This window comes from Vibrio sp. JCM 18905 (assembly GCF_055393305.1).
Window position 1 is genome coordinate 1,238,366 of sequence record NZ_AP043880.1, and the last position, 20,430, is coordinate 1,258,795.

A 20,430-nucleotide genomic window follows, 5' to 3' on the forward strand; every position below is an offset into this window, starting at 1 on the left:
TAAATTTAGGTGACTCATGTTAAATGATTATCCATGGTTGCAGCCAGTATGGGATAACCTCAAAGTAGGGCTAGAGTCGGACAGAATACCAGGTGCGCTTTTATTGCAAAGCGAGCAAGGCTTAGGCATCGAAAAACTTATCGAGTTTTTTAGCCAAGCACTTCTTTGCCAAAATTACGCCAGTGAAGCGTGCGGTTTTTGTCATAGCTGTCAATTAAATCAATCACACAACCACCCAGATTTACACTGGATCAAACCAGAAAAAGAAGGAAAAGCGATAACGGTGGACCAAGTTCGAGCTTGCAACCGTCTTGCTCAGGAATCATCACAGCTTAATGGTTATCGCCTATTTGTTATAGAGCCAGCGGACTCTATGAATGAATCGGCATCGAATGCATTGTTAAAAACGCTAGAAGAGCCTGGGGCAAAGTGCTTGTTTTTGCTCGTTACCCACAATCAGGAGCGCCTGCTTCCAACGATTCGTAGCCGTTGCCAACACTGGGTTGTTGCGCCGCCGTCAACGGAACAAGCGATGCAATGGATGCGCGAACAAGGGGCGCAGCAAGTTCCTGCTTACGCCTTAAAACTGAATATGGGCTCTCCTATAAAAACATTGGATGCGTTAAATAATGGCGATCTCGATGCTTACTTGGCTTTTGAGCGCACTTTTATTAAGGCGATGTCTTCTCCTGCCTCAGACATTTCTGAGTGTGCTTCTTTAATGGCTAAACACTCGGAGCAATCACTAGACTGGGCGTGGTATTTACTGACAGACGCTCAGAAAGCGCAGTTTGGTGTATCAGAAGCACAAATGCTTCCTGGCGCTATACAGTTTCAGCCGAACAACTACAACGGTTTGTACTCATCAGCGAAGGCGCTGATGGACCTCAAAGCTCAGGTGCAAGCCTTTCCTGGTCTAAACCTTGAGCTACTATCAATGAACTGGTTAATTGAATCACGAGAGGCATTATGTTCGTAGATTCTCATTGTCATTTAGACAAATTGAATTACGACGATCTCCACATCAATGTGGAAGACGTTATTAACAAAGCTAAACAAGCAAAGGTAACCGAGCTGCTTTCTGTGGGAGTTACGCTGGATTCTTTCCCTAAAATGATGGAAATGATTGAGCCTTATGAGAATGTTTATGCTTCGTGCGGTGTACACCCACTTGATGTTGAAAGCGACTTTTCGATGGACGTGCTACGTCACCACGCATCGAATGAAAAAGTCGTTGCCATTGGTGAAACAGGCTTGGATTATCATTATAAGCCAGAAACGGCAGCGTTACAGAAAGAGCGTTTTGAGCAACACGTTGATCTTGCGGTGGAGCTTAACAAACCTTTAATTATCCATACCAGAAACGCACGTGCGGATACTCTAGATATTTTGCGTAAGGGTGGGGCGGAGAAATGTGGTGGTGTTATCCACTGTTTTACAGAAGATCTTCCATTTGCTGAAGCTGCACTTGAGCTGGGGTTTTATATTTCTATCTCGGGGATTGTCACTTTCCGTCAAGCTACAGAGTTGAAAGAAGTGGTGAAGACTCTACCTCTAGAGAAGCTTCTCATTGAGACAGATTCTCCTTACTTGGCTCCAGTCCCTCACCGAGGTAAAGAGAATCAACCTGCTTATGTTGTCGAGGTGGCCTCTTATATTGCGCAACTCAAATCGTGCTCTCTTTCTGAAGTGGCACAAAAAACCACCGAAAATTTCCGAAATCTTTTTTTGCGATGAAAAATCAATAAGAGCATAAAAAAGGAGCGTATGCTCCTTTTTTGTTGATAAAAACAACAGATATACTCATGAGTTTAATGTTTACTAAAAATGTTGATTTAATAACATTCAAAAATCACAAATGTAATTTTGTTACTAAAAATAACATTGGGGCGTATTTTATTTACGCCTTAAAATTAATTATATAAATAATAAACTCTTTATAAAACAGTAATATAACTGAAATGCAAACCTTTTCATCAGCTGTTTTTGGGTGTGATCCAAGACTTGTTTTGAAACTAAATTTCGTAACTGTGTGGAAAGTTTGAGGGTCATCAATATATATTTAGAGCCGGAAAATATAATGCAGTTGTGGTTACATTTTCATTGGGTGCTAACCTTTAGGCTACGGGGGTGTGCCGTTAGTGCCCAAATAATACTTATAAATTTATCAGGAGCATAAACATGTTTAAGAACCTTTTTGCTAACCTGCAAAAAGTTGGTAAGGCGCTGATGCTTCCAGTATCAGTTTTACCAGTTGCAGGTATTTTATTAGGTGTGGGTGCTGCCCATCTAAGCTTTATTCCAGAGATCGTTTCTAATCTTATGGAACAAGCTGGTGGTTCAGTATTCGGCCAAATGGCACTTCTATTTGCAGTAGGTGTAGCTCTAGGCTTCACTAATAACGACGGTGTTGCTGGTCTTGCAGCAATCGTTGGTTACGGCATCATGACGGCAACGCTAGGTGTAATGGCGGGTGTTATGGGTGTTGAGAAAATCGATACAGGTGTACTAGGTGGTATCCTTGTCGGTGGTGTGGCTGCTTGGGCATTCAACCGTTTCTTCAAAATTCAACTTCCAGAGTATCTTGGCTTCTTCGCTGGTAAGCGTGCAGTGCCTATCATCACTGGTTTTGCAGCGATCATCCTTGGTGTTATCCTTTCTGTAATTTGGCCACCAATTGGCGGTGCAATCTCTGCATTCTCTGATTGGGCTGCGCACCAAAACCCACAACTAGCATTCGGTATCTACGGTGTTGTAGAGCGTTCTCTAATCCCATTCGGCCTACACCACGTATGGAACGTACCTTTCTTCTTCGAAGCAGGTTCTTGTGTTAACGCTGCTGGTGAAGCTCAAAACGGCGTACTAACTTGTTACCTAGTTGCTGATGAAGCATCTCGTGCTGCTGGCAATGGCTTCGGTCAGCTAGCGGGTGGTTACATGTTCAAGATGTTTGGTCTACCAGCTGCAGCAATCGCAATTGCTCACTGTGCTAAACCAGAAAACCGCGCAAAAGTAATGGGTATCATGGCGTCAGCTGCACTGACTTCATTCCTAACTGGTATTACTGAGCCTATCGAATTCTCATTCCTATTCGTTGCTCCACTACTATACGGTATCCACGCTCTACTAGCTGGTTCTGCATACATTGTTTCTAACACTCTAGGCTTTGTACACGGTACTTCTTTCTCTCACGGTCTGATCGACTTCCTAGTTCTATCTGGTAACGCTCAGAAGATGGGTCTAATGATTGCTGTTGGTCTAGTATACGCAGTGATTTACTACGTAGTGTTCCGTGGCGTAATCACAGCACTTGACCTAAAAACTCCTGGTCGTGAAGATGAAACAGAAAGTGCGGCAGCAACTTCTGGCTCTGACATGGGTGGTGAACTGGTTGCAGCGTTCGGTGGTAAAGCTAACATTACTGGTCTAGACGCATGTATCACTCGCCTACGTGTAGCGGTTGCAGATACAGCAGCTGTTGACCAAGACAAACTGAAACAACTTGGCGCTGCTGGTGTTGTAGTTGTTGCAGGTGGTGTTCAGGCTATCTTCGGTACTAAGTCTGACAACCTAAAAACTGAAATGGATGAGTGGATCCGTAACCACGGCTAATCACCGTCATTCATAACAATGAATAATAAGGAGGCTTCGGCCTCCTTTTTTAGTTCCTCTCTCATTGCTAAAAGTGCTTTCTGAGTGTGATCCTAAACTCATCTTTACTTTTGCCAGTCTTTTCATACATCGCGCTTACTCATCGTTGACATATTGAAACACCACTATGTTTGAATAGCGCATGATGTTTTTTTAATAATTGATAACGTGTATGAAGAGCAAATTAATTTTATTAGCAGGACTAGTTTCTAGTACCGCAATGGCGGCAAATGAGCCAACGAACTTGTCTGTTGGTATGGCTGTCGATCAACAGTTGAGTGTTGTTGTTGAGTTAGATAATAAGTATCGCGGCATTATAGGTAACGATGGTATGGCGTTTGATTACATCGCTAAACGTGGAACATTCGATCAAAACATGCCTGTGACTTGGTATGTTGGCGTTGGTGGTTGGTATGAATGGGATGATGAGTTTGGCGTGCGTGTGCCTCTCGGTGTGAACTGGGATTTATCACGCGGCTGGGATCTTTATGGTCAAATACACCCAGAGCTAGATCTTTACAAAGGTGCTGACTTACAACTTGGTGGTGCCGTTGGCATCAAATACAGTTTCTAGAATAAAAGAAACATAAAAACGCCGGTAAATACCGGCGTTTTTTGTTTGGAATGCAATACTGCTATTGTTTATCCATGGCTCGCTTGATACAAACGGCTGCGCCGCCCCAAGTGATACCTAAACCAATAACCATCATAATAATTGCGCTGATTGTCATTTCGCTGTCTCCTTGCGATTCACTGCGTTAATCACTAGACCAAAGATAAATAGTGCGGCGATAAGTGCCCAGCCTACAGTTAGATCATAACCACCGTAGCCTTCAGTAAATAAAGCATAAAGCTTAGTCGCTAAGATAATGGCGAGCATAATCGGTGTTACGAAGCGTAAACAGATCTCAAACCATTGACCAATAGAGAAATCAGAGCGCTCATTTACGTAATTACGTACTTCAGGCACGCGTTTCAATAGCCACGCCATCAATACAATCTCAACCAAGCCGCCTACCATAATGCCAACGTTGTTTGCGAAGTGGTCTACTAGGTCTAGCAGCAATAGACCGCCATTTGTTGCGAACGCCATAGAAACCACAAAACCAGTTCCGATTACAACGTTTGCAGCTTTTTTTCGGCTCCACTTTAGCTTATCGATGATGGCGGATGTTACGGCTTCCATGATAGAAATGTGCGAACTTAGACCAGCAACCACCAGTGCAAAGAAGAACAGAGGACCAAGAATATATGGTGCGGGTAATAAGTTAATTGCCGCAGGTAAAGTAACAAAAGCAAGGCCAACGCCTGCAGATACCACTTCTGTTAGCGGTTTACCTTGTTCTTGAGCCATGTAACCCAAGACAGAGAAGATCATAATACCAGCTAGGATGGAGAAGCCACAGTTGATCAACACGGTCATAAACGCGTTATTCGTGATGTCTGACTTTTCTGGCAGATAACTAGAGTAAGCCAGCATGATCGCGAAGCCGATGCTTAGGGTAAAGAAGATCTGACCGTACGCAGCTGCCCATACTTTCACATCCCAAATTTTGCTGAAATCGGGTTCAAACATGTAGTTAACGCCATCCAAAGCTCCTGGCAAGAAAACCATACGTCCGATTAAAAAAATCACCATCAAAAATAGTATTGGCATCATGATTTTAGATGCGCGCTCAATCCCTGATTTCACGCCTTTGGCAATGGCGGTGTAAGTAATAGCCCAAGCAATCACCATAGATAAGGCAATTTTCCATTGAATACTGCCTAAGTCTGTTGGTGAGTTATCACCTAACTTTAGGTACTCACTAAAGAAAAATGCGTTTGTATCGGTTCCCCAACCTTGAGTGAACGACAACCCAAAGTAAGAAATTGACCAACCGATAACTGCAACATAGTAAACGGCGATAACTGCTGCAACACCAACTTGGAACCAGCCAAGCCATTCAAATTTAGAATGAATTTTCGCTAGCGTTTTTGGTGCTGAGCCTCGGTACTTTTGTCCCATACTGAACTCAAGGATCATAAATGGAATACCGGCCGTGATCATGGCGAAAATGTAAGGAATAAAAAATGCGCCGCCACCGTTTTCATAGGCCATGTATGGAAAACGCCAAATGTTTCCCAAACCGATAGCAGACCCGACTGCTGCTAAGATGAATCCCGCTCGGGATCCCCATTGTTCTCGCTTCATATTTGACTCCTATACGACTCCCTGAGGAATGAAGCTCTCTCCGTAACACAGTAATATTTGCGCAAACCGTTGGAAGAAAGGACCGCTGTTATCCATCAGCTTTTCTATCCTTAATTCTAGCTTATTATAATTTTATAGAGCTATATTCTGGTTACTGTGAGAGAAAGTAGATTATTAATCTTAAAGTTTTGATGTGTGTTTGATAAAACTGAAATATTTATCTGTTTTCACTAATCAGACTAACTTCTAATAATACTTAGCGCAATAGAATCTAAATGTTAACTCAGGTGCGTTGTCTGGTTTTAATCTTGTTAAATTTGAGTTTGATTATGGTTTTGTGTGGGGGATTGGTTGGTTGTATGGAACAAATGACTAGAATCCAATAATCGACTTGGTGTTTAAAACTATTTTGATGAACTAGGGTGTACGGCTATCTTTTGCGCACCCCGCTAGAGAATGCTTCGTTACTTTTCTAAGCGATGATGTTTAGATGATATTTTCTATCTGCTTTGTGTAGGACTCGCCCAGCACTCTTTGTGGCGAGTCCTACGAAGTGAAGTGTACAAAAAATTAGAAACGGAAACTAAAACCAATATTTGATTGGAATTGGTTCATCCAATCGGTATCGAACTTAATGATGCAGTTTGAGCCGTCATTAGGTAGGGTGCAGGCTCCAGAGGTATCGTTATCAACGACCGTTCCCAACCATCTTAATTGGGCTGTTAACGCAAAGTTCTTTGAAAACTCATATTCCAGCCCTGCAAAAGCGCTCGCCGAAAATCCGTATTTTTTGTCTACCCAATCAACATCGGTGTAAGAGGCTCCCAAGCCAACACCAATATAGGTTTGCCAGTTTTCTGCAACAGGGTAGTACATGCTGCTTTGAAATTGCAGGTAATGGATATCTGCCGAATTTGATAACTTTTCAAGTTCTGTTGATTGGTTGGAGTAAAATAATCCAATTCTTCCTTTCTCAAAAGGCGTCTCGATTGAAAGTGCGTAGTTCACTGCGGGATCGAGGTCGTATGTATTGCCACCTTCGTCTTCTACTTGACCGCCACCTGTATAGCCTATGAATGGAGTAACGATAATATTGGCTTGTGCACTTACCGCGGTGCTGAGCAGTATGCTTCCTATCAGCCAGCTGAGTTTTTGGTTCATGTCCTATCTCCTTATTATGACTAAGCTAATTGTGATGGGTTAGTCAAAATTGCGCGACTAAATTAAGCAAATCTTGAACATATTTCACACTGGTGTTATTAATTTGTTACATATTAAGGAGGTGTTTATGGAACACGATCTAAAATCCGCATTAATCATCGTGGTGACTGTTTTTGCAGTACTTTTGTCGTTTGGTATCATTGCGATTACAACGGCTTAAGATAACTACTTTTACCAAACGTTTTAACAAAATGGCGTGAGCCTATGATACGTAACAGCGGTATAATCACAGAAAGCCACACTGAGCTTGATGTCAAAGTTTATGAGCATTTCAGGCATGGAAAAACTGCTTTAGTCACGCAAGGTGGCGGGCAGAGAGGGATTTTTACCGCTGGCGTATTAGACGCATTTTTACTTTCCAACTTTGATCCTTTCGATGAATTCTACGGTACCTCTGCTGGGGCACTTAATTTATGCTCTTACTTATGTCGTCAACACGGTATGGGCAAAGCTTTTATTACCGAACTGACAACGTCTCCTGAGTTTTTTAATCTGTTTCGTTATATTCGAAAGCAGCAGTACTTGGGTTTAGAGTGGGCGTTAGAGCGGATTCAAGATTTCCCTTACAAGCTTGATCTTGATTTAGGCCGCAGTGCACTAGGAGGACGAGGTGCGTTTGCAGCGGTAACAAATGTAGAGACGCTATCGGATCAATATTTACCAATCTTGGGTGACACGTGGTTTAACACCATGTTAGCAACATGCGCGATTCCTAAGTTGTACCACGGACCTGTCGACGTTAATGGCAATAAGTTTGTTGATGGTGGAGTGTCGGCTTCTATCCCTGTTCAAGAAGCGTGGCGTCAGAATGCTCGCAACATTATTGTCATCCGAACAGAACCGTTCTCGGAGATTGAAGCGAGAGCGCAAAGTGAAGTAGGGGATGTGCCTGTCGAGTGGTATCGAGAGTCTATTAATTCGGTGCAGCAATCATGGCAGCAAAAAGTGAATCGATGGAAGTTGGATTGGGCTTCGTTCTTCCAACAAAAAATTAATGCCGCCCATCAATCGAAGCTTGCCGGAAAAATGCTATTGAATGGAGGCCGTTGGTTGTTCGGTGCTGATAATTTGTATCGTTTAAGCCATTTAATCGGTGAGAATTTTGACTCAGGTTTAGCCGACATGCTGATGATTCACTATCAAACATTTGAGCTCACTCAGGCCTTTATATCTGCTCCACCTGACGATACTTTCATTTTACAAATCGCGCCTAAAGAGGGGCTTCGTTCTTCTTCTTTGTTAAGTGACCAAGAATCACTAGAGCATGATTATCAACTCGGACTTCAGGCGGGGTTTAATCTGGTTCAACTCTATGACCAACTGAATATTGAAATTGATGGCAGAGAGAGTGCATAACCTTTTGTATTAACGACATAAGCTAAATACAAAGTGAAGTGTAAATAAATGAGGCTCCGTTTTCGGAGCCTCATTCGTGTGCGTACCTAATCTCTGTGGTTAATAGGGTTAGGTATAAAGGTTATGCTTGCAGAATTCTCATGCAGTTGGTTGAACCAACGACATCCATTACATCGCCTTGAGTGATCATGACTAAATCACCCTTGTGCAAGAACCCTTGTTCTTTAAGGCTGGCAATCGCAGCTTGAGCTGTCGGTAAACCTGCATCACTTTTTGACTCGAAATATACCGGTGTCACGCCTCGGTATAGTGCAGCTCGATTGAGCGTTGATTCATTACGTGATAAGGCAAATATTGGTAAGCCAGAGCTTAAGCGAGACATCATCAACGCAGTCCTGCCGGACTCTGTTAACGAGATCATCGCTTTAATTCCTTCCATGTGATTCGCAGAGTACATGGTTGCCATTGCGATGGTTTCTTCAGCGGTTTCGAAGGTGCGATCTAAGCGATAAGTGGATAGGCTTGCCTCAGACATCTTTTCTGCGCCCACACATACCTCGGCCATGGATTTGACCGTTTCTACAGGGTATTTACCTGCTGCGGTCTCTCCAGACAGCATCACGGCGTCAGTGCCGTCTAGAACCGCATTGGCCACGTCCATCACTTCAGCACGCGTCGGCATCGGGCTAGTAATCATGGACTCCATCATTTGTGTCGCAGTAATTACGATGCGGTTTAAACTGCGTGCGCGGCGAATCAGTTTTTTCTGGACGCCAATAAGTTCAGGATCGCCGATTTCTACACCCAGATCGCCACGCGCAACCATCACCACATCGGATGCGAGAATAATATCGTCAATAGACTCATTAGTCGCGACGGTTTCTGCTCGTTCGACTTTAGCCACCAACATGGCTTCGAGGCCTGCATCTCTGGCTAGGCGTCGAGCGTAATGCATGTCTTCGCCGTTACGCGGGAACGAAATAGCAAGGTAGTCCACTTGAATTTCTGCGGCGGTAAGAATGTCGGCTTTATCTTTCTCTGTGAGCGCATCGGCTGACAATCCGCCGCCTTTTTTGTTGATCCCTTTATTATTAGATAGTGGACCACCAACAATCACACGGGTATGAACTTTATTGCCTTCGACGCTGGTGACTTGCAGTTGAACGCGTCCATCATCGAGTAACAGAATGTCGTTTGGTGACACATCTTGCGGCAGTTCTTTATAATCTAGCCCTACGGACTCTTGGTTGCCTTCACCTTTTGGTAAATCACTGTCTAATGTGAATTTATCGCCCACATTTAACATGACTTGGCCGTCTTTAAAGGTCGATACGCGGATTTTAGGGCCTTGCAAGTCGCCGAGGATAGCAACTTGACGCCCAAGCTTTGCCGCAATAGTACGGACTTTTTTGGCGCGTTGAATGTGGTCTTCACTGGTTCCATGTGAGAAATTCATACGGACAACGTTTGCACCGGCTTTGATGATCTCCTCAAGTACATTGTCCTTATCCGTTGAAGGACCAAGCGTGGTGACAATTTTTGTTCGTCTTAGTTTGGAAGTCATAGATTCTCCGATGAATGTATGTGTAAAGGTAACTTGAACTCTATCCTTACTTTCCTCAATCGCTCTCAAGGTCTGCCTCGTTGCTGAGCCCACACCTTAAAGCTGCTTGAGTATAAGTATATGCACAGAATGTTTACATTAAGAGTAATCCCGGTAAAACAGACAGATATTCCATAGGCTTCAGCCTCTATTGGAGAGAATGCGCTGTTGTAACAGGAGTTGCTTCATAATTTAGTGAATAAAAATAAGTTATTTTTCAAACAATTTAACAGGAGTAGATTCTTCGTTATTTGATTGAATACACAAACAAACAGGTTTATACGTGATGCTTGTCACGGGGATTTATTAATTCACTTCACAATTAGTTCGCAAAGTAAAAAAATTGTCTCGTTATAGAATTTCGGAGTGCAAGATGTACATGGCTCAACCGGGCCATATTGATCATATCAAACAGGTCAATGCTGGTCGTGTATATAAACTAATTGACCTAAAAGGTCCTATTTCTCGAATTGATTTGTCCAAGCAGAGTGAGCTTGCTCCTGCCAGTATCACCAAAATCACTCGAGAATTAATTGAAGCGCACTTGATTCATGAAACCACAGTACAAGAAGCGACGAGTCGTGGTCGACCTGCCGTCGGTTTGCAGGTCAACAACGAAGGGTGGCAATTTCTGTCAATGCGTTTGGGGCGAGGTTATTTAACAATTGCTCTGCATGAGCTAGGTGGCGATGTGTTGATCGATACTAAAATCGAGATACACGAACGTGACCAAGACGATGTGCTTGAGCGTCTGCTCTACGAAATTGATGAATTCTTCCAAACTTACGCGGATCAACTTGACCGTGTTACCAGTATTGCAATTACGCTGCCTGGCCTTGTGAATTCAGAGCAAGGTGTCGTGCTGCAAATGCCTCATTACAATGTCGAAAATCTTGCTCTTGGACCAGAGATATATAAAGCAACAGGCTTGCCAGTTTTCATTGCCAATGACACGCGAGCTTGGGCATTAGCAGAAAAGCTTTTCGGCCATTCTCAAGACAATGACAACTCTGTTCTTATCTCTATTCACCATGGTTTAGGTGCCGGCATCATTCTGGATGGGCGCGTTTTGCAAGGCCGTCACGGCAACATTGGTGAGCTTGGGCATATTCAAATCGATCCAAATGGAAAACGTTGTCATTGTGGCAACATTGGTTGTTTGGAAACCGTTGCCAGTTCTCAAGCGATTCGTGAAGAAGTCGTAAGACGAATTGCTGATGGCGAAGACTCTATTCTTGCTGAACAAGAAGAAATGAGTATTGAGAGCATTTGTGAAGCGGCAGCGAACGGTGATCCGTTGGCAGTTGATGTGATTGAAAAGCTTGGACGCTACTTAGGTTCCGCAATTGCTATTGTGATCAACTTATTTAACCCTGAGAAGATCTTGATCGGTGGTGTGATTAACCAAGCAAAAGATGTACTTTATCCTGCGGTGCGTCGCTGTATCGAAGAGCAGAGTTTACCAGTTTATCACCAAGATCTTGAGCTGGTGGAATCTCGTTTCTATAAGCAAGCCACAATGCCTGGTGCCGCGTTGATCAAGCAAGCGTTGTACGATGGTCAGTTATTGATGAAGGTTGTGGAAGGCTAATTGCTTCAAATATGATTAAGTCTTTAGGTGTCGAGCCTATACATTTTTAGATGATTTAGGGTGAGGCTTAACAGCTCACCCTTTTTGATCGCCTATTACTAGAAGGTGAATTTGAGTTGTGCTGCATTGCTATATCTGCGCCATTCATGTAATTTCCTAAAAAGCTCAAGTAAATAAACCCAAATGGCTTTCAATGTGTAGAGTGACTTTGTGTCTGATGCAAATAGAAGGGAAGTAATACGCTGAAACCGTTGTACTTTCAAGCCATGCTCGAAAAACAAATATCTTAAGGTTATTTGGGTTTAGAACCTTGATGTGTCTGTATTGATTTCGAGTAAAAATAAGAATTATCCATAATTTAGGTAGTAGTATGTCCGGAGTGTTAAATACGGTTGACCAGCGTACGAACTTGGTTGGTGAAAACCGACTAGAGCTTCTGCTGTTCACTTTAAATAGTCGCCAATTGTTTGCGATTAATGTGTTCAAAGTGAAAGAGGTCATCAAGCTGCCACCGTTAACCAAGCTTCCTGGCTCACACTACAACATTCGTGGGGTCGCTTCTTTACGAGGTGAAGCGGTGCCAGTGATTGATTTGCGTGGCGCAATAGGTTTCCCTGCTTTGCGTGGTGAAGCGGAAGAAGAAAATTTGATCGTGACAGAGTACAACCGTACGGTGCAGGGCTTCTTAGTCGGTCCGGTTAAAAACATTATTAATACGGCATGGACTGAAATTCAGCCGCCTCCTTCCACGTCTGGTCGCTCGAATTACCTCACGGCGATCACGCAAATCAAAGAGGGGGATGCCTCTCAAATTGTCGAAATAATTGACGTAGAAAAAGTTTTAGCAGAGATCGTGCATTACGATGTCACGATTTCAGCGGACATTCTGGATCAAGAACTTGCCCAAGCAATGGTCGGGCGTAATGTTCTGATTGTGGATGATTCATCTACAGCTCGTAATCAAGTTCGCGATACGCTTTCTCAATTGGGTATGAATATCATCGAGTGTCGTGACGGACTAGAAGCGCTAACAGTTTTAAAGCGCTGGTGTGATGAAGGGAAAGACGTAGAAAAAGAGCTGTTGATGATGATTACGGATGCTGAAATGCCTGAAATGGACGGTTATAAACTGACTCATGAAGTGCGCCAAGATCCACGTATGTCTAAGTTGTTTATTACGTTGAACACTTCTCTGAGCGGCAGCTTTAATGAAGCCATGGTACAAAAAGTAGGTTGTGATCGTTTTATCTCTAAATTCCAACCAGATCTGTTGGTTGAAGTTGCTCAAGACCGATTACGCCAGATGCTTTCTAAAAGTGCATGATTAGATATAGTGAAATCAGAGGGGGAGCAGCTCTCCCTCTGATTTTTTAACGCCTCGCTTATTAATATCTCTGTACTAATGAAAGTCGCGAGATTTACTTTGTAGATTATTCAAATAGTGCGTGCAATCAATCAACTTGCCAGCAATAACGTGCGTGACTTCTCCCTCTCTTTCAAGAATGCCTTTCACCATTAATACTTTAGCGCCTAAATACGCTTGCTTTTGGGCTCGTGCTGTCGCTTGCCAAACGACCACATTAATGTTGCCTGTGTCATCTTCTAACGTAAAAAATGTCACGCCAGCGGCGGTGCCTGGAGATTGTCTTCCCGTTACCACGCCTACCACTGTGACCAATGACCTATGCGGTTTCTCTGCCAGTTGCCTCATGCGGGTAAAATGAGGGAGTTTGCCCGTTTCTTCTAATAATTTAATCGGGTGGCGGCTAAGAGATAGTCCCGTGCTCGCGTAATCCTCAATTAAATTCTCATATTCTGAGGGCTGAGTTTGGTAGCTAACACTGGGTTCTTCGACCTTGTGAAACAATGGTAGGTCAGATAAGGAATCCATTGCTGCCCAGCGTGCGTTATAACGATTCCCCGATAGGATCTGAAATGCATTGGCTGAAGCCAATAATTCAATGTCACTTCGGCTTCTTAATATCTGCTTTACTTCTTGAATCGAGCGGTAACCATTAAGTGGTTTGCGCTCAATAAGCCTTTGCGCACTTTCTGCGTTAAAGCCTTTCACCAAGCGAAAACCAAGTTGCACGCCGAGCCTGCCATTCGGGCGTGAGACGAGATGATGCTGATATTTTGAATGATTGACGCACACCGGCAATACTTCGACTCCATGTCGGCGAGCATCTTGTACTAATTGCGATGGGCTATAAAATCCCATTGGTTGGCTGTTCAACAGTGCAGTGTAAAATTCTGCTGGGTAATAATATTTTAACCATGCAGAACAATATGCCAGCACTGCGAAAGACGCTGAATGACTTTCAGGGAAGCCGTACTCACCAAAGCCGCAAATCTGATCGAAAATGCGCTCAGCAAACGCTAAGTCATAACCTCTCTCTTGCATACCATTGATCAGTTTTGGCCTGAATTTAGCCAGATCGCCATTCTTTTTCCATGATGCCATTGCTCGACGGAGTTGATCGGCCTCGCCGCCGCTAAACCCAGCTGCTACCATGGCTAACTTGATGACTTGCTCTTGGAAAATTGGGACGCCCATAGTCCGCTCAAGAACGCTTTTTACTTCTTCCGATGGATAACTGACAGGCTCTTTGTGATCACGCCGTTTTAAAAAAGGATGCACCATATCACCCTGAATAGGGCCTGGACGAACAATCGCAATTTGAATCACTAAATCGTAATAACAAGCGGGCTTTAAGCGAGGGAGCATGCTCATTTGTGCACGAGATTCAATTTGGAATACGCCTATCGTGTCGGCCTTTTGAATCATGCGGTACACGTGTGGATCATCTTGTCGGCGAGTGATCTCGGAAATAGAGAGGGAGCGCTGGTGGTGTTTCTCGACCAGTTGAAAGCACTTTCTGATGGCGTTTAACATGCCGAGTGCGAGCACATCGACTTTTAATAGCTTCAAGCTTTCTAAATCGTCTTTGTCCCATTGAATGATAGTGCGATCTTCCATCGAGGCATTTTCAACAGGTACTAACTCATATAAAGGGCCAGATGAAATTACAAAACCACCCACGTGCTGAGATAAGTGGCGTGGGAAGCCAATTATCTCGTTGACCAATTGGATAAACTGCTGCCCTTTGAGAGATTCTGGTTGTAAGCCAAGTTCAATAATTTGAGCTTGCCAGCCTTGGCTGCGATCTCGGCGATTAACGTTCTTAATGAAAAAATCTAATTGGGTCTCTTCAATCCCTAGCGCTTTACCGACTTCACGCACGGCACTTTTAAAGCGATAGCTGATCACTGTTGCAGCAAGTGCTGCACGCTCACGGCCATATTTTTTGTAAATATATTGGATAACCTCTTCACGGCGCTCGTGTTCAAAGTCCACATCAATATCCGGCGGTTCCTTACGTTCTTTACTGATAAATCGTTCGAATAAGACTGCGATTTGTCGAGGGTCGACGGCGGTAATTTCCAGGCAATAGCACACCACAGAGTTTGCGGCGGAACCTCGACCTTGGTAAAGAATGCCTTGTTGTTTCGCGAACATTACGATGTCATGGATGGTAAGGAAGTAGTAGTGGTATTTCAGCTCTTGAATAAGCGCAAGTTCATTCTCGATGGTTTGATTGACTTCTGCTGGCACGCCTTCAGGAAAACGCAGCTTTTTACCACGCTCGACTAACATACGTAAGTAAGAGTCGGGTGTATAACCATCTGGGATCAGCTCGGTAGGATATTCGTATTTTAAATCGGAGAGCTTAAACTCGCATAAATCGGCGATGTAAGTACTTTCTTCCAGCCATTCTGATTTGTAAATCCGAACCAGTTTTTTAAAAGGACGAAGCGCTCGTTCTGTATTCGAAATACGATCAAAACCGAGTTTATCGACGCTACACCCATGCTTTATAGCGGTAAGTACATGCTGTAATGGCAAGCGTTCAACATCATGCATGAGAACGCCTCCGCAGGCAGTTATAGGTAATTGAAATTCATGTGCTAACTGCTCGCAGTGCGCAATGTACTCAGTATCGTTGTTACTCAAATGGCGCTGAATCGATACCCACAAACGATTAGCGTGGTGTTGATTGAGCCAGCGTCCCCAATAGTGGTCACTCTCTTGATGTGTGGGCAGCCACAATACCAAGCAATGTCGAATCGACATCAAATCCCATTCGAACAGTTGATAGTTGCCTTTTTCACTTCGTCTTCTTGCGTTTGTGATGATACGACACAACTCGGCATAAGCCTTGCGACAAGGGCAAAGCAGTACGATTTGGCATTCATCATTTAACCAAAACATACTTCCAACGATTTGTTTGATATCGAGTTTATGTTGTTCGATGGTCGCATGGGCTTTGACAACGCCCGCGACCGAACATTCATCAGTTATGGCTAGAGCTTGATAGCGATAGAAAGCAGCTTGGAGTACCAGTTCTTCTGCATGAGAAGCCCCAGTCAAAAAAGAGAAGTTAGACTGACAAAATAGTTCCGCGTAACTCATAATGATCCAACAAAAATAACTGTCGATTTAACAAAAATAGCCATGAAGAAACCAGTGCTTGTGCTGATCGCGAAATATCCATAACCAGCGGCCTTGCTTGGTGTGTGCAATGTAGTAATCACGCATGATCTCATCACCATCCCACCATCCAGAAACGATTCGCTCAGGTCCGTGGACCAAAGAGACTTGCTCTTGCAATGCAATGGGAGTGGGCAATTGCATTGCGGGGCGTAGTATGGATGGTATGGCGTGCTCCTTTTCATCTGGAGCATCAGCAGGGCGATATTGACTGGCCTTTTCTGGTCTAGGATCGCAAGCGATGTTGGGTTTTAACACGGCACTTTTCCCCAATTTAGCTTGCAGTAAAGAGAGCAGTTCTAAAGCATTCATGTTCCCTTTTTGCCCAGCAAAGAGATCGCGTGATGCACTAAGAGGCTCACCTTGACGGACGACTTTTAACGTTAGCCCTGTGACTGGGCCATTGAGCGAGAGTGACTCTAAGCTTAAACTCGCTAACTGCTGCCAACGCTGACATAGGTAATCACCTTGCGCAGAAGTGAGTTGAAGGTGTTGCTCTTGTTTCTCACGCTGGTGGAGTGTTAAACACAGCTCAAAAGCGACCTTATCTCTTAATTTAAGAAAGGTTTCGAGTTGACGAAGTAACTTGGCCAGCGGCTTTTCAATCCACTGAACGTTTTCGAACTCAAACAGCAGTTCTAAATAAACTTGGAAGGATTCGGTCGGGTGATAAAAGTCGACAGGATGCTTAAACTGCCCAGTCAGTCGACCAACGTAGTTCACCAAATCGATATCAAAGCGTCGAGCGATGTCTTGCAACGGCAGTTCAAGCAGGTTTTGCAATGTGGTGACGCCTACACGTTGTAACTTCTCTACGGTAGCGATTGATAAATCTGTCAGTGTTAACGGTAGTGGTGATAAGGCTTTTTGTATGGCAGATTTGTCTTCGCTGATGACGTTCGCTCCTGATAATGCCATCAATTTGGCAGCAAAAGGCGAAAAACCACATCCGAATTGAAAACTCAGTTTCAGCTCCGATAAGTGATCTCTGACTTTGTTCCAATAGTTTTCAAACCCTTCATACAGAGCGAGCATTGGAGTAGCACGCAGCAAAATACCTTGGTTTGGCATCAATACAACGTCAGATGTGATCAAATACAACCACTGAGCTACCTCTTGTAATTTATTTAATTCGGTTTGTGGATGATAAGGATGCACTTGTAAATCTCGACACAAGGACGCAGCACTGCCTAAGCCCATACCAGGCTTAATACCTTGTTGTTCGGCAATCTCGTTGTATTGAATAATCTGGCAACGTTGGCTTTCGACAATCACCACGGGTTGTTCTTGGTTATCACCAAAGAGTGCGTCTAGCTGCAGGCGAGGGAAGTGCAAGTAAATCCACAGAGCCATATCACTAACCTTGGTTCGCCAGTGGGAAATTGACCACAGTCGAGTGCACAGTTTCAGATGATGGTTTCACCAGTTGCGGGTAATGGTGTTGGAAGCCGATACTAACGCTACCTCTATTCCAGCCTCCTTTCCTTTTCAGCACTTCAACATTAATCCCTTGCTCGTCGCCTTTCAGTTTTAAACTGAGTGACACAGGCAAAGACAAGCGGTTGATAGTATCTGTTTTAAGCATAAAGAGAGGGCAAGTACCTTGTTCACTCGCTACCTGTAAGCGTTTCACTTGATGTATTTCAAGCTCTTCTTGCCATAACAAAACATTACTGCATACCCCACTTTTCAGACATTGCTCTGCAGCCCAAAGAGCATCTTTGGGATGAGTTGGAGTAACAACCCACACTTGGTTTATATCCAACCCTATGTAGTGCAAAAACAGAGAATTCACTAACGCGGGAGGTTGAATAAATGCAGTCACACCATTGGTCTGGGTGGCTTTTAAATAAGGAGCGAGCAAACGCAATTCACCAATACTACCAATAGATTCCATCTCCACTACGCCATGAGGTGGAAAGCCTCCGCCGAGCAAATCATCTAATTCAGAAAACCCGGAACTAGTCCGCAACTGCTGAGGATCTGTTTTCGTTAAATTTGCTTGCCAAACAAGGTGCTGGCTTTTTAAGTGCTGAATAATATCGTGCATAATAAATACCTGTATATACGTACAGTATATTTCTATGACAGAAAGTCGCAAGATTTTTATGAAGAGAGAAATGAAAAAAGGCAGCGTTTGCTGCCTTTTCAATCGATTATGTGAGGTAACCTGAATTCGTTATTTACGCTTCGGTTGAGCGTCGATGCACTGACCATTCACATCGGTAACCGCTGGATCCATTAAGTGCAAATATAGCGGCATGAGATCCAATGGCGTTTTGAGAGTATTTGCGTCTTCACCCGGGTATGCTTTTTCACGCATGCGAGTACGAGTTGCTCCAGGGTTAATTGCGTTAACACGGATCGGCGTATCACTCAGCTCGTCAGCCAAAACTTGCATCATGCCTTCTACGGCAAACTTAGAGATAGCGTATGGCCCCCAGAACGCGCGACCAGAGTGGCCGACGGTCGAAGAGGTAAAGATAATACGCCCAGCTTCTGATTTACGCATCACAGGCAGTAGTGCTTGAGTCATTAACACTTCTGCTTTCACGTTGATCTGCATGATATCGTCGAAATCTTCCTCTTTGATTTGATCAAATGGACACAGCGAACTCAAGACACCTGCGTTGTGTAATAGGCCATCCAAACGACCAAACTGTCCTTCGATTGTCTCTGCCATATCAATGTAATTTTGCTTAGTTGCGCCCTTGAGATCCAGAGGAATGATAGCAGCTTGTGGGTAGCCAGCGGCTTCAATCTCATCATAGATAGATTCAAGGTTTTGCACATTTCTACCCAAGAGAATAACAGTTGCACCGTGCTCGGCATAAGAAAGCGCGGCTTGACGGCCGATGCCATTACCAGCGCCAGTAACAAGAATGACTTTACCTTTTAGAGCATCAGCTGAAACGGAGTAGTTCACGGCGATAAATCCTTATTATTGTAAGAGGGTCCATGATAGTTAATTGACGCTAAAAAACGCCTGTTTCTCAATGGAAAATCTTGGTAATCGTGACAAGATGGTTACAATACACCAATTCATGTGTTATACCAATTCCAGAACTTTCGTTAGGTATGCTATCAATCAGAACAAGTGGTTACAAACCGCGCTGCCTTCTCGCTGATGTTTCTGCGTAACATACTAACGTCATCTGAAATGAGATAAAGGAGCTCTCGTTGGAATTTTTATTAGATTATGGTCTGTTTCTGGCCAAAATTATCACGGTGGTTGCTGCGATAATTGTTCTGCTCATTATTGCAAAATCGGCTGGTGGCAAATCGGGTGCGGCGAAAGGGGAGTTAGAGATTAACAACCTTTCAGAGCAACACAAACAATCTGTTGAGCAGTTAGAACATCATTTGCATGACGATGCTTTCATCAAGGCTCGAGATAAAGCGGTCAAGAAAGAAGAGAAAGAGAAAAACAAATCTCGTGAAAAAGAGATCAAACAAGCGAGCAAAGACGGTTCATTAGATAGCAAGCGTGAACCACACCTATTCGTTCTTGATTTCAACGGTAGCATCGACGCAAAAGAAGTCGCGTCTCTACGTGAAGAGATCACTGCTATTTTGGCTGTCGCACGTGAAGGTGATGAAGTATTACTTCGTTTAGAATCTGGCGGTGGTATGGTTCATGGTTACGGCCTTGCCTCTTCTCAACTGGACCGAATCAAAGCTGCGGGTCTTCCTCTGACTATCTCTGTTGACAAAGTTGCGGCAAGTGGCGGTTACATGATGGCATGTGTTGCAGATAAGATTGTTTCTGCACCGTTTGCAATTGTGGGCTCTATTGGCGTTATCGCGCAAATTCCTAACTTCAACAAACTGTTGAAGAAACATGACATTGAATACGAACAACTAACCGCGGGTGAATATAAACGTACGCTAACGATGTTTGGTGAGAATACCGATAAAGCGCGCGATAAGTTTAAGCAAGAGCTTGAAGAAACACATGTCTTGTTTAAAGACTTCATTCGCGAGCGTCGTCCTAGTTTGGACCTAGACAAAGTCGCTACAGGTGAGCACTGGTTCGGTACACAAGCGAAAGAGCTTGGTTTGGTGGATGACATTAGTACATCTGATGATATCGTTGTTGCGGCATGCAAAGATAAAACCGTACTTTCTGTGCATTATGTGCAGAAGAAAAAGCTGGCGGACAAGCTAGCAGGTGTAGCGGGCAAAGTTGCTGACAGTGTGATCTTAAAGTTAGCTGAGCGTGGCCAAAAACCGATTGTTTAATCGAACCTAAGATCATGACA

17 protein-coding genes are annotated in these 20,430 nt (G+C 43.8%); 9 read left to right on the forward strand and 8 right to left on the reverse strand.

All coding sequences use genetic code 11. The features are described 5' to 3' along the window. Positions 1 to 16: 16 nt before the first annotated feature. The 4 genes from ACZ5ZC_RS22450 to ACZ5ZC_RS22465 all read left to right on the forward strand — a co-directional run bounded on the left by ACZ5ZC_RS22450 (position 17) and on the right by ACZ5ZC_RS22465 (position 4,225). Positions 17 to 979, forward strand: a complete 963-nt coding sequence (locus ACZ5ZC_RS22450; RefSeq protein WP_440871669.1) for a DNA polymerase III subunit delta' — start codon at positions 17 to 19, stop codon at positions 977 to 979. After that, a complete protein-coding gene (locus ACZ5ZC_RS22455) occupies positions 970 to 1,737 on the forward strand; it encodes a TatD family hydrolase (RefSeq protein WP_005396993.1) in 768 nt (255 codons plus the stop codon). The genes ACZ5ZC_RS22450 and ACZ5ZC_RS22455 overlap by 10 nt, the downstream gene beginning before the upstream one ends. A gap of 444 nt (positions 1,738 to 2,181) precedes the next feature. After that, positions 2,182 to 3,612 carry a PTS glucose transporter subunit IIBC gene (ptsG, locus tag ACZ5ZC_RS22460; RefSeq protein ID WP_006743155.1) on the forward strand — a complete coding sequence of 477 codons (1,431 nt, stop codon included), beginning with the start codon at positions 2,182 to 2,184 and terminating at the stop codon, positions 3,610 to 3,612. A 211-nt stretch (positions 3,613 to 3,823) separates the two neighbouring features. Next, on the forward strand, positions 3,824 to 4,225 hold the full coding sequence (locus ACZ5ZC_RS22465) for a hypothetical protein (RefSeq protein WP_005396996.1): 402 nt from the start codon (positions 3,824 to 3,826) through the stop codon (positions 4,223 to 4,225). Positions 4,226 to 4,286: 61 nt separating this feature from the next. On the opposite strand, the gene ACZ5ZC_RS22470 is transcribed toward ACZ5ZC_RS22465, so the two are convergent. The 3 genes from ACZ5ZC_RS22470 to ACZ5ZC_RS22480 all read right to left on the reverse strand — a co-directional run bounded on the left by ACZ5ZC_RS22470 (position 4,287) and on the right by ACZ5ZC_RS22480 (position 7,006). Then, entirely contained in the window at positions 4,287 to 4,382 is a 96-nt protein-coding gene (locus tag ACZ5ZC_RS22470; RefSeq protein ID WP_005372963.1) for a MetS family NSS transporter small subunit, read from the reverse strand. Continuing rightward, the gene (locus ACZ5ZC_RS22475) at positions 4,379 to 5,845 is read right to left on the reverse strand and encodes a sodium-dependent transporter (protein WP_005398219.1); all 1,467 of its coding nucleotides are present in this window, start codon (positions 5,843 to 5,845) and stop codon (positions 4,379 to 4,381) included. Before ACZ5ZC_RS22475 ends, ACZ5ZC_RS22470 begins: the two co-directional genes overlap by 4 nt. 570 nt (positions 5,846 to 6,415) lie before the next feature. After that, positions 6,416 to 7,006, reverse strand: coding sequence for an outer membrane beta-barrel protein (locus ACZ5ZC_RS22480; RefSeq protein ID WP_054867666.1), 591 nt, complete (start codon positions 7,004 to 7,006; stop codon positions 6,416 to 6,418). Positions 7,007 to 7,133: 127 nt separating this feature from the next. On the opposite strand from ACZ5ZC_RS22480, the gene cydH reads away from it, so the two are divergent. Together cydH and ACZ5ZC_RS22490 are read left to right on the forward strand one after the other, a co-directional pair. Next, positions 7,134 to 7,226, forward strand: coding sequence for a cytochrome bd-I oxidase subunit CydH (gene cydH / locus ACZ5ZC_RS22485; protein WP_005372970.1), 93 nt, complete (start codon positions 7,134 to 7,136; stop codon positions 7,224 to 7,226). Between the two features lie 44 nt (positions 7,227 to 7,270). After that, on the forward strand, positions 7,271 to 8,422 hold the full coding sequence (locus ACZ5ZC_RS22490; protein ID WP_005398215.1) for a patatin-like phospholipase family protein: 1,152 nt from the start codon (positions 7,271 to 7,273) through the stop codon (positions 8,420 to 8,422). A 121-nt stretch (positions 8,423 to 8,543) separates the two neighbouring features. On the opposite strand, the gene pyk is transcribed toward ACZ5ZC_RS22490, so the two are convergent. Then, a complete protein-coding gene (gene pyk, locus ACZ5ZC_RS22495; protein WP_005398214.1) occupies positions 8,544 to 9,986 on the reverse strand; it encodes a pyruvate kinase in 1,443 nt (480 codons plus the stop codon). 412 nt (positions 9,987 to 10,398) lie between these two features. On the opposite strand from pyk, the gene mlc reads away from it, so the two are divergent. Both mlc and ACZ5ZC_RS22505 read left to right on the forward strand, forming a co-directional pair. After that, on the forward strand, positions 10,399 to 11,616 hold the full coding sequence (gene mlc, locus ACZ5ZC_RS22500) for a sugar metabolism global transcriptional regulator Mlc (protein WP_005398213.1): 1,218 nt from the start codon (positions 10,399 to 10,401) through the stop codon (positions 11,614 to 11,616). A gap of 370 nt (positions 11,617 to 11,986) precedes the next feature. Continuing rightward, positions 11,987 to 12,940 (forward strand): chemotaxis protein CheV, encoded by a 954-nt coding sequence (locus ACZ5ZC_RS22505; RefSeq protein ID WP_005398212.1) that lies wholly within the window; start codon positions 11,987 to 11,989, stop codon positions 12,938 to 12,940. Between the two features lie 75 nt (positions 12,941 to 13,015). Here ACZ5ZC_RS22505 and ACZ5ZC_RS22510 read toward each other — a convergent pair whose 3' ends face one another. The 4 genes from ACZ5ZC_RS22510 to ACZ5ZC_RS22525 all read right to left on the reverse strand — a co-directional run bounded on the left by ACZ5ZC_RS22510 (position 13,016) and on the right by ACZ5ZC_RS22525 (position 19,094). After that, complete coding sequence (locus ACZ5ZC_RS22510; RefSeq protein ID WP_464932303.1) at positions 13,016 to 16,090, reverse strand: error-prone DNA polymerase; 3,075 nt, start codon at positions 16,088 to 16,090, stop codon at positions 13,016 to 13,018. A 27-nt stretch (positions 16,091 to 16,117) separates the two neighbouring features. Then, a complete protein-coding gene (locus ACZ5ZC_RS22515) occupies positions 16,118 to 17,521 on the reverse strand; it encodes a Y-family DNA polymerase (RefSeq protein ID WP_257082634.1) in 1,404 nt (467 codons plus the stop codon). Between the two features lie 4 nt (positions 17,522 to 17,525). After that, positions 17,526 to 18,218 carry a translesion DNA synthesis-associated protein ImuA gene (imuA, locus tag ACZ5ZC_RS22520; protein ID WP_258643347.1) on the reverse strand — a complete coding sequence of 231 codons (693 nt, stop codon included), beginning with the start codon at positions 18,216 to 18,218 and terminating at the stop codon, positions 17,526 to 17,528. A gap of 129 nt (positions 18,219 to 18,347) precedes the next feature. Then, complete coding sequence (locus ACZ5ZC_RS22525; RefSeq protein ID WP_006743161.1) at positions 18,348 to 19,094, reverse strand: YciK family oxidoreductase; 747 nt, start codon at positions 19,092 to 19,094, stop codon at positions 18,348 to 18,350. Between the two features lie 254 nt (positions 19,095 to 19,348). On the opposite strand from ACZ5ZC_RS22525, the gene sohB reads away from it, so the two are divergent. Next, positions 19,349 to 20,410 (forward strand): protease SohB, encoded by a 1,062-nt coding sequence (sohB, locus tag ACZ5ZC_RS22530; protein ID WP_176320027.1) that lies wholly within the window; start codon positions 19,349 to 19,351, stop codon positions 20,408 to 20,410. Positions 20,411 to 20,430: the final 20 nt, after the last annotated feature.

What these genes read in the sequence shown, in the direction of transcription:
- ACZ5ZC_RS22450 (WP_440871669.1), top strand. Translation starts at nt 17, where the DNA reads ATGTTAAATGATTATCCATGGTTGCAGCCAGTATGGGATAACCTCAAA.
- ACZ5ZC_RS22455 (WP_005396993.1), top strand. Translation starts at nt 970, where the DNA reads ATGTTCGTAGATTCTCATTGTCATTTAGACAAATTGAATTACGACGAT.
- ptsG (WP_006743155.1), top strand. Translation starts at nt 2,182, where the DNA reads ATGTTTAAGAACCTTTTTGCTAACCTGCAAAAAGTTGGTAAGGCGCTG.
- ACZ5ZC_RS22465 (WP_005396996.1), top strand. Translation starts at nt 3,824, where the DNA reads ATGAAGAGCAAATTAATTTTATTAGCAGGACTAGTTTCTAGTACCGCA.
- ACZ5ZC_RS22470 (WP_005372963.1), bottom strand. Translation starts at nt 4,382, where the DNA reads ATGACAATCAGCGCAATTATTATGATGGTTATTGGTTTAGGTATCACT.
- ACZ5ZC_RS22475 (WP_005398219.1), bottom strand. Translation starts at nt 5,845, where the DNA reads ATGAAGCGAGAACAATGGGGATCCCGAGCGGGATTCATCTTAGCAGCA.
- ACZ5ZC_RS22480 (WP_054867666.1), bottom strand. Translation starts at nt 7,006, where the DNA reads ATGAACCAAAAACTCAGCTGGCTGATAGGAAGCATACTGCTCAGCACC.
- cydH (WP_005372970.1), top strand. Translation starts at nt 7,134, where the DNA reads ATGGAACACGATCTAAAATCCGCATTAATCATCGTGGTGACTGTTTTT.
- ACZ5ZC_RS22490 (WP_005398215.1), top strand. Translation starts at nt 7,271, where the DNA reads ATGATACGTAACAGCGGTATAATCACAGAAAGCCACACTGAGCTTGAT.
- pyk (WP_005398214.1), bottom strand. Translation starts at nt 9,986, where the DNA reads ATGACTTCCAAACTAAGACGAACAAAAATTGTCACCACGCTTGGTCCT.
- mlc (WP_005398213.1), top strand. Translation starts at nt 10,399, where the DNA reads ATGTACATGGCTCAACCGGGCCATATTGATCATATCAAACAGGTCAAT.
- ACZ5ZC_RS22505 (WP_005398212.1), top strand. Translation starts at nt 11,987, where the DNA reads ATGTCCGGAGTGTTAAATACGGTTGACCAGCGTACGAACTTGGTTGGT.
- ACZ5ZC_RS22510 (WP_464932303.1), bottom strand. Translation starts at nt 16,090, where the DNA reads ATGAGTTACGCGGAACTATTTTGTCAGTCTAACTTCTCTTTTTTGACT.
- ACZ5ZC_RS22515 (WP_257082634.1), bottom strand. Translation starts at nt 17,521, where the DNA reads ATGGCTCTGTGGATTTACTTGCACTTCCCTCGCCTGCAGCTAGACGCA.
- imuA (WP_258643347.1), bottom strand. Translation starts at nt 18,218, where the DNA reads ATGCACGATATTATTCAGCACTTAAAAAGCCAGCACCTTGTTTGGCAA.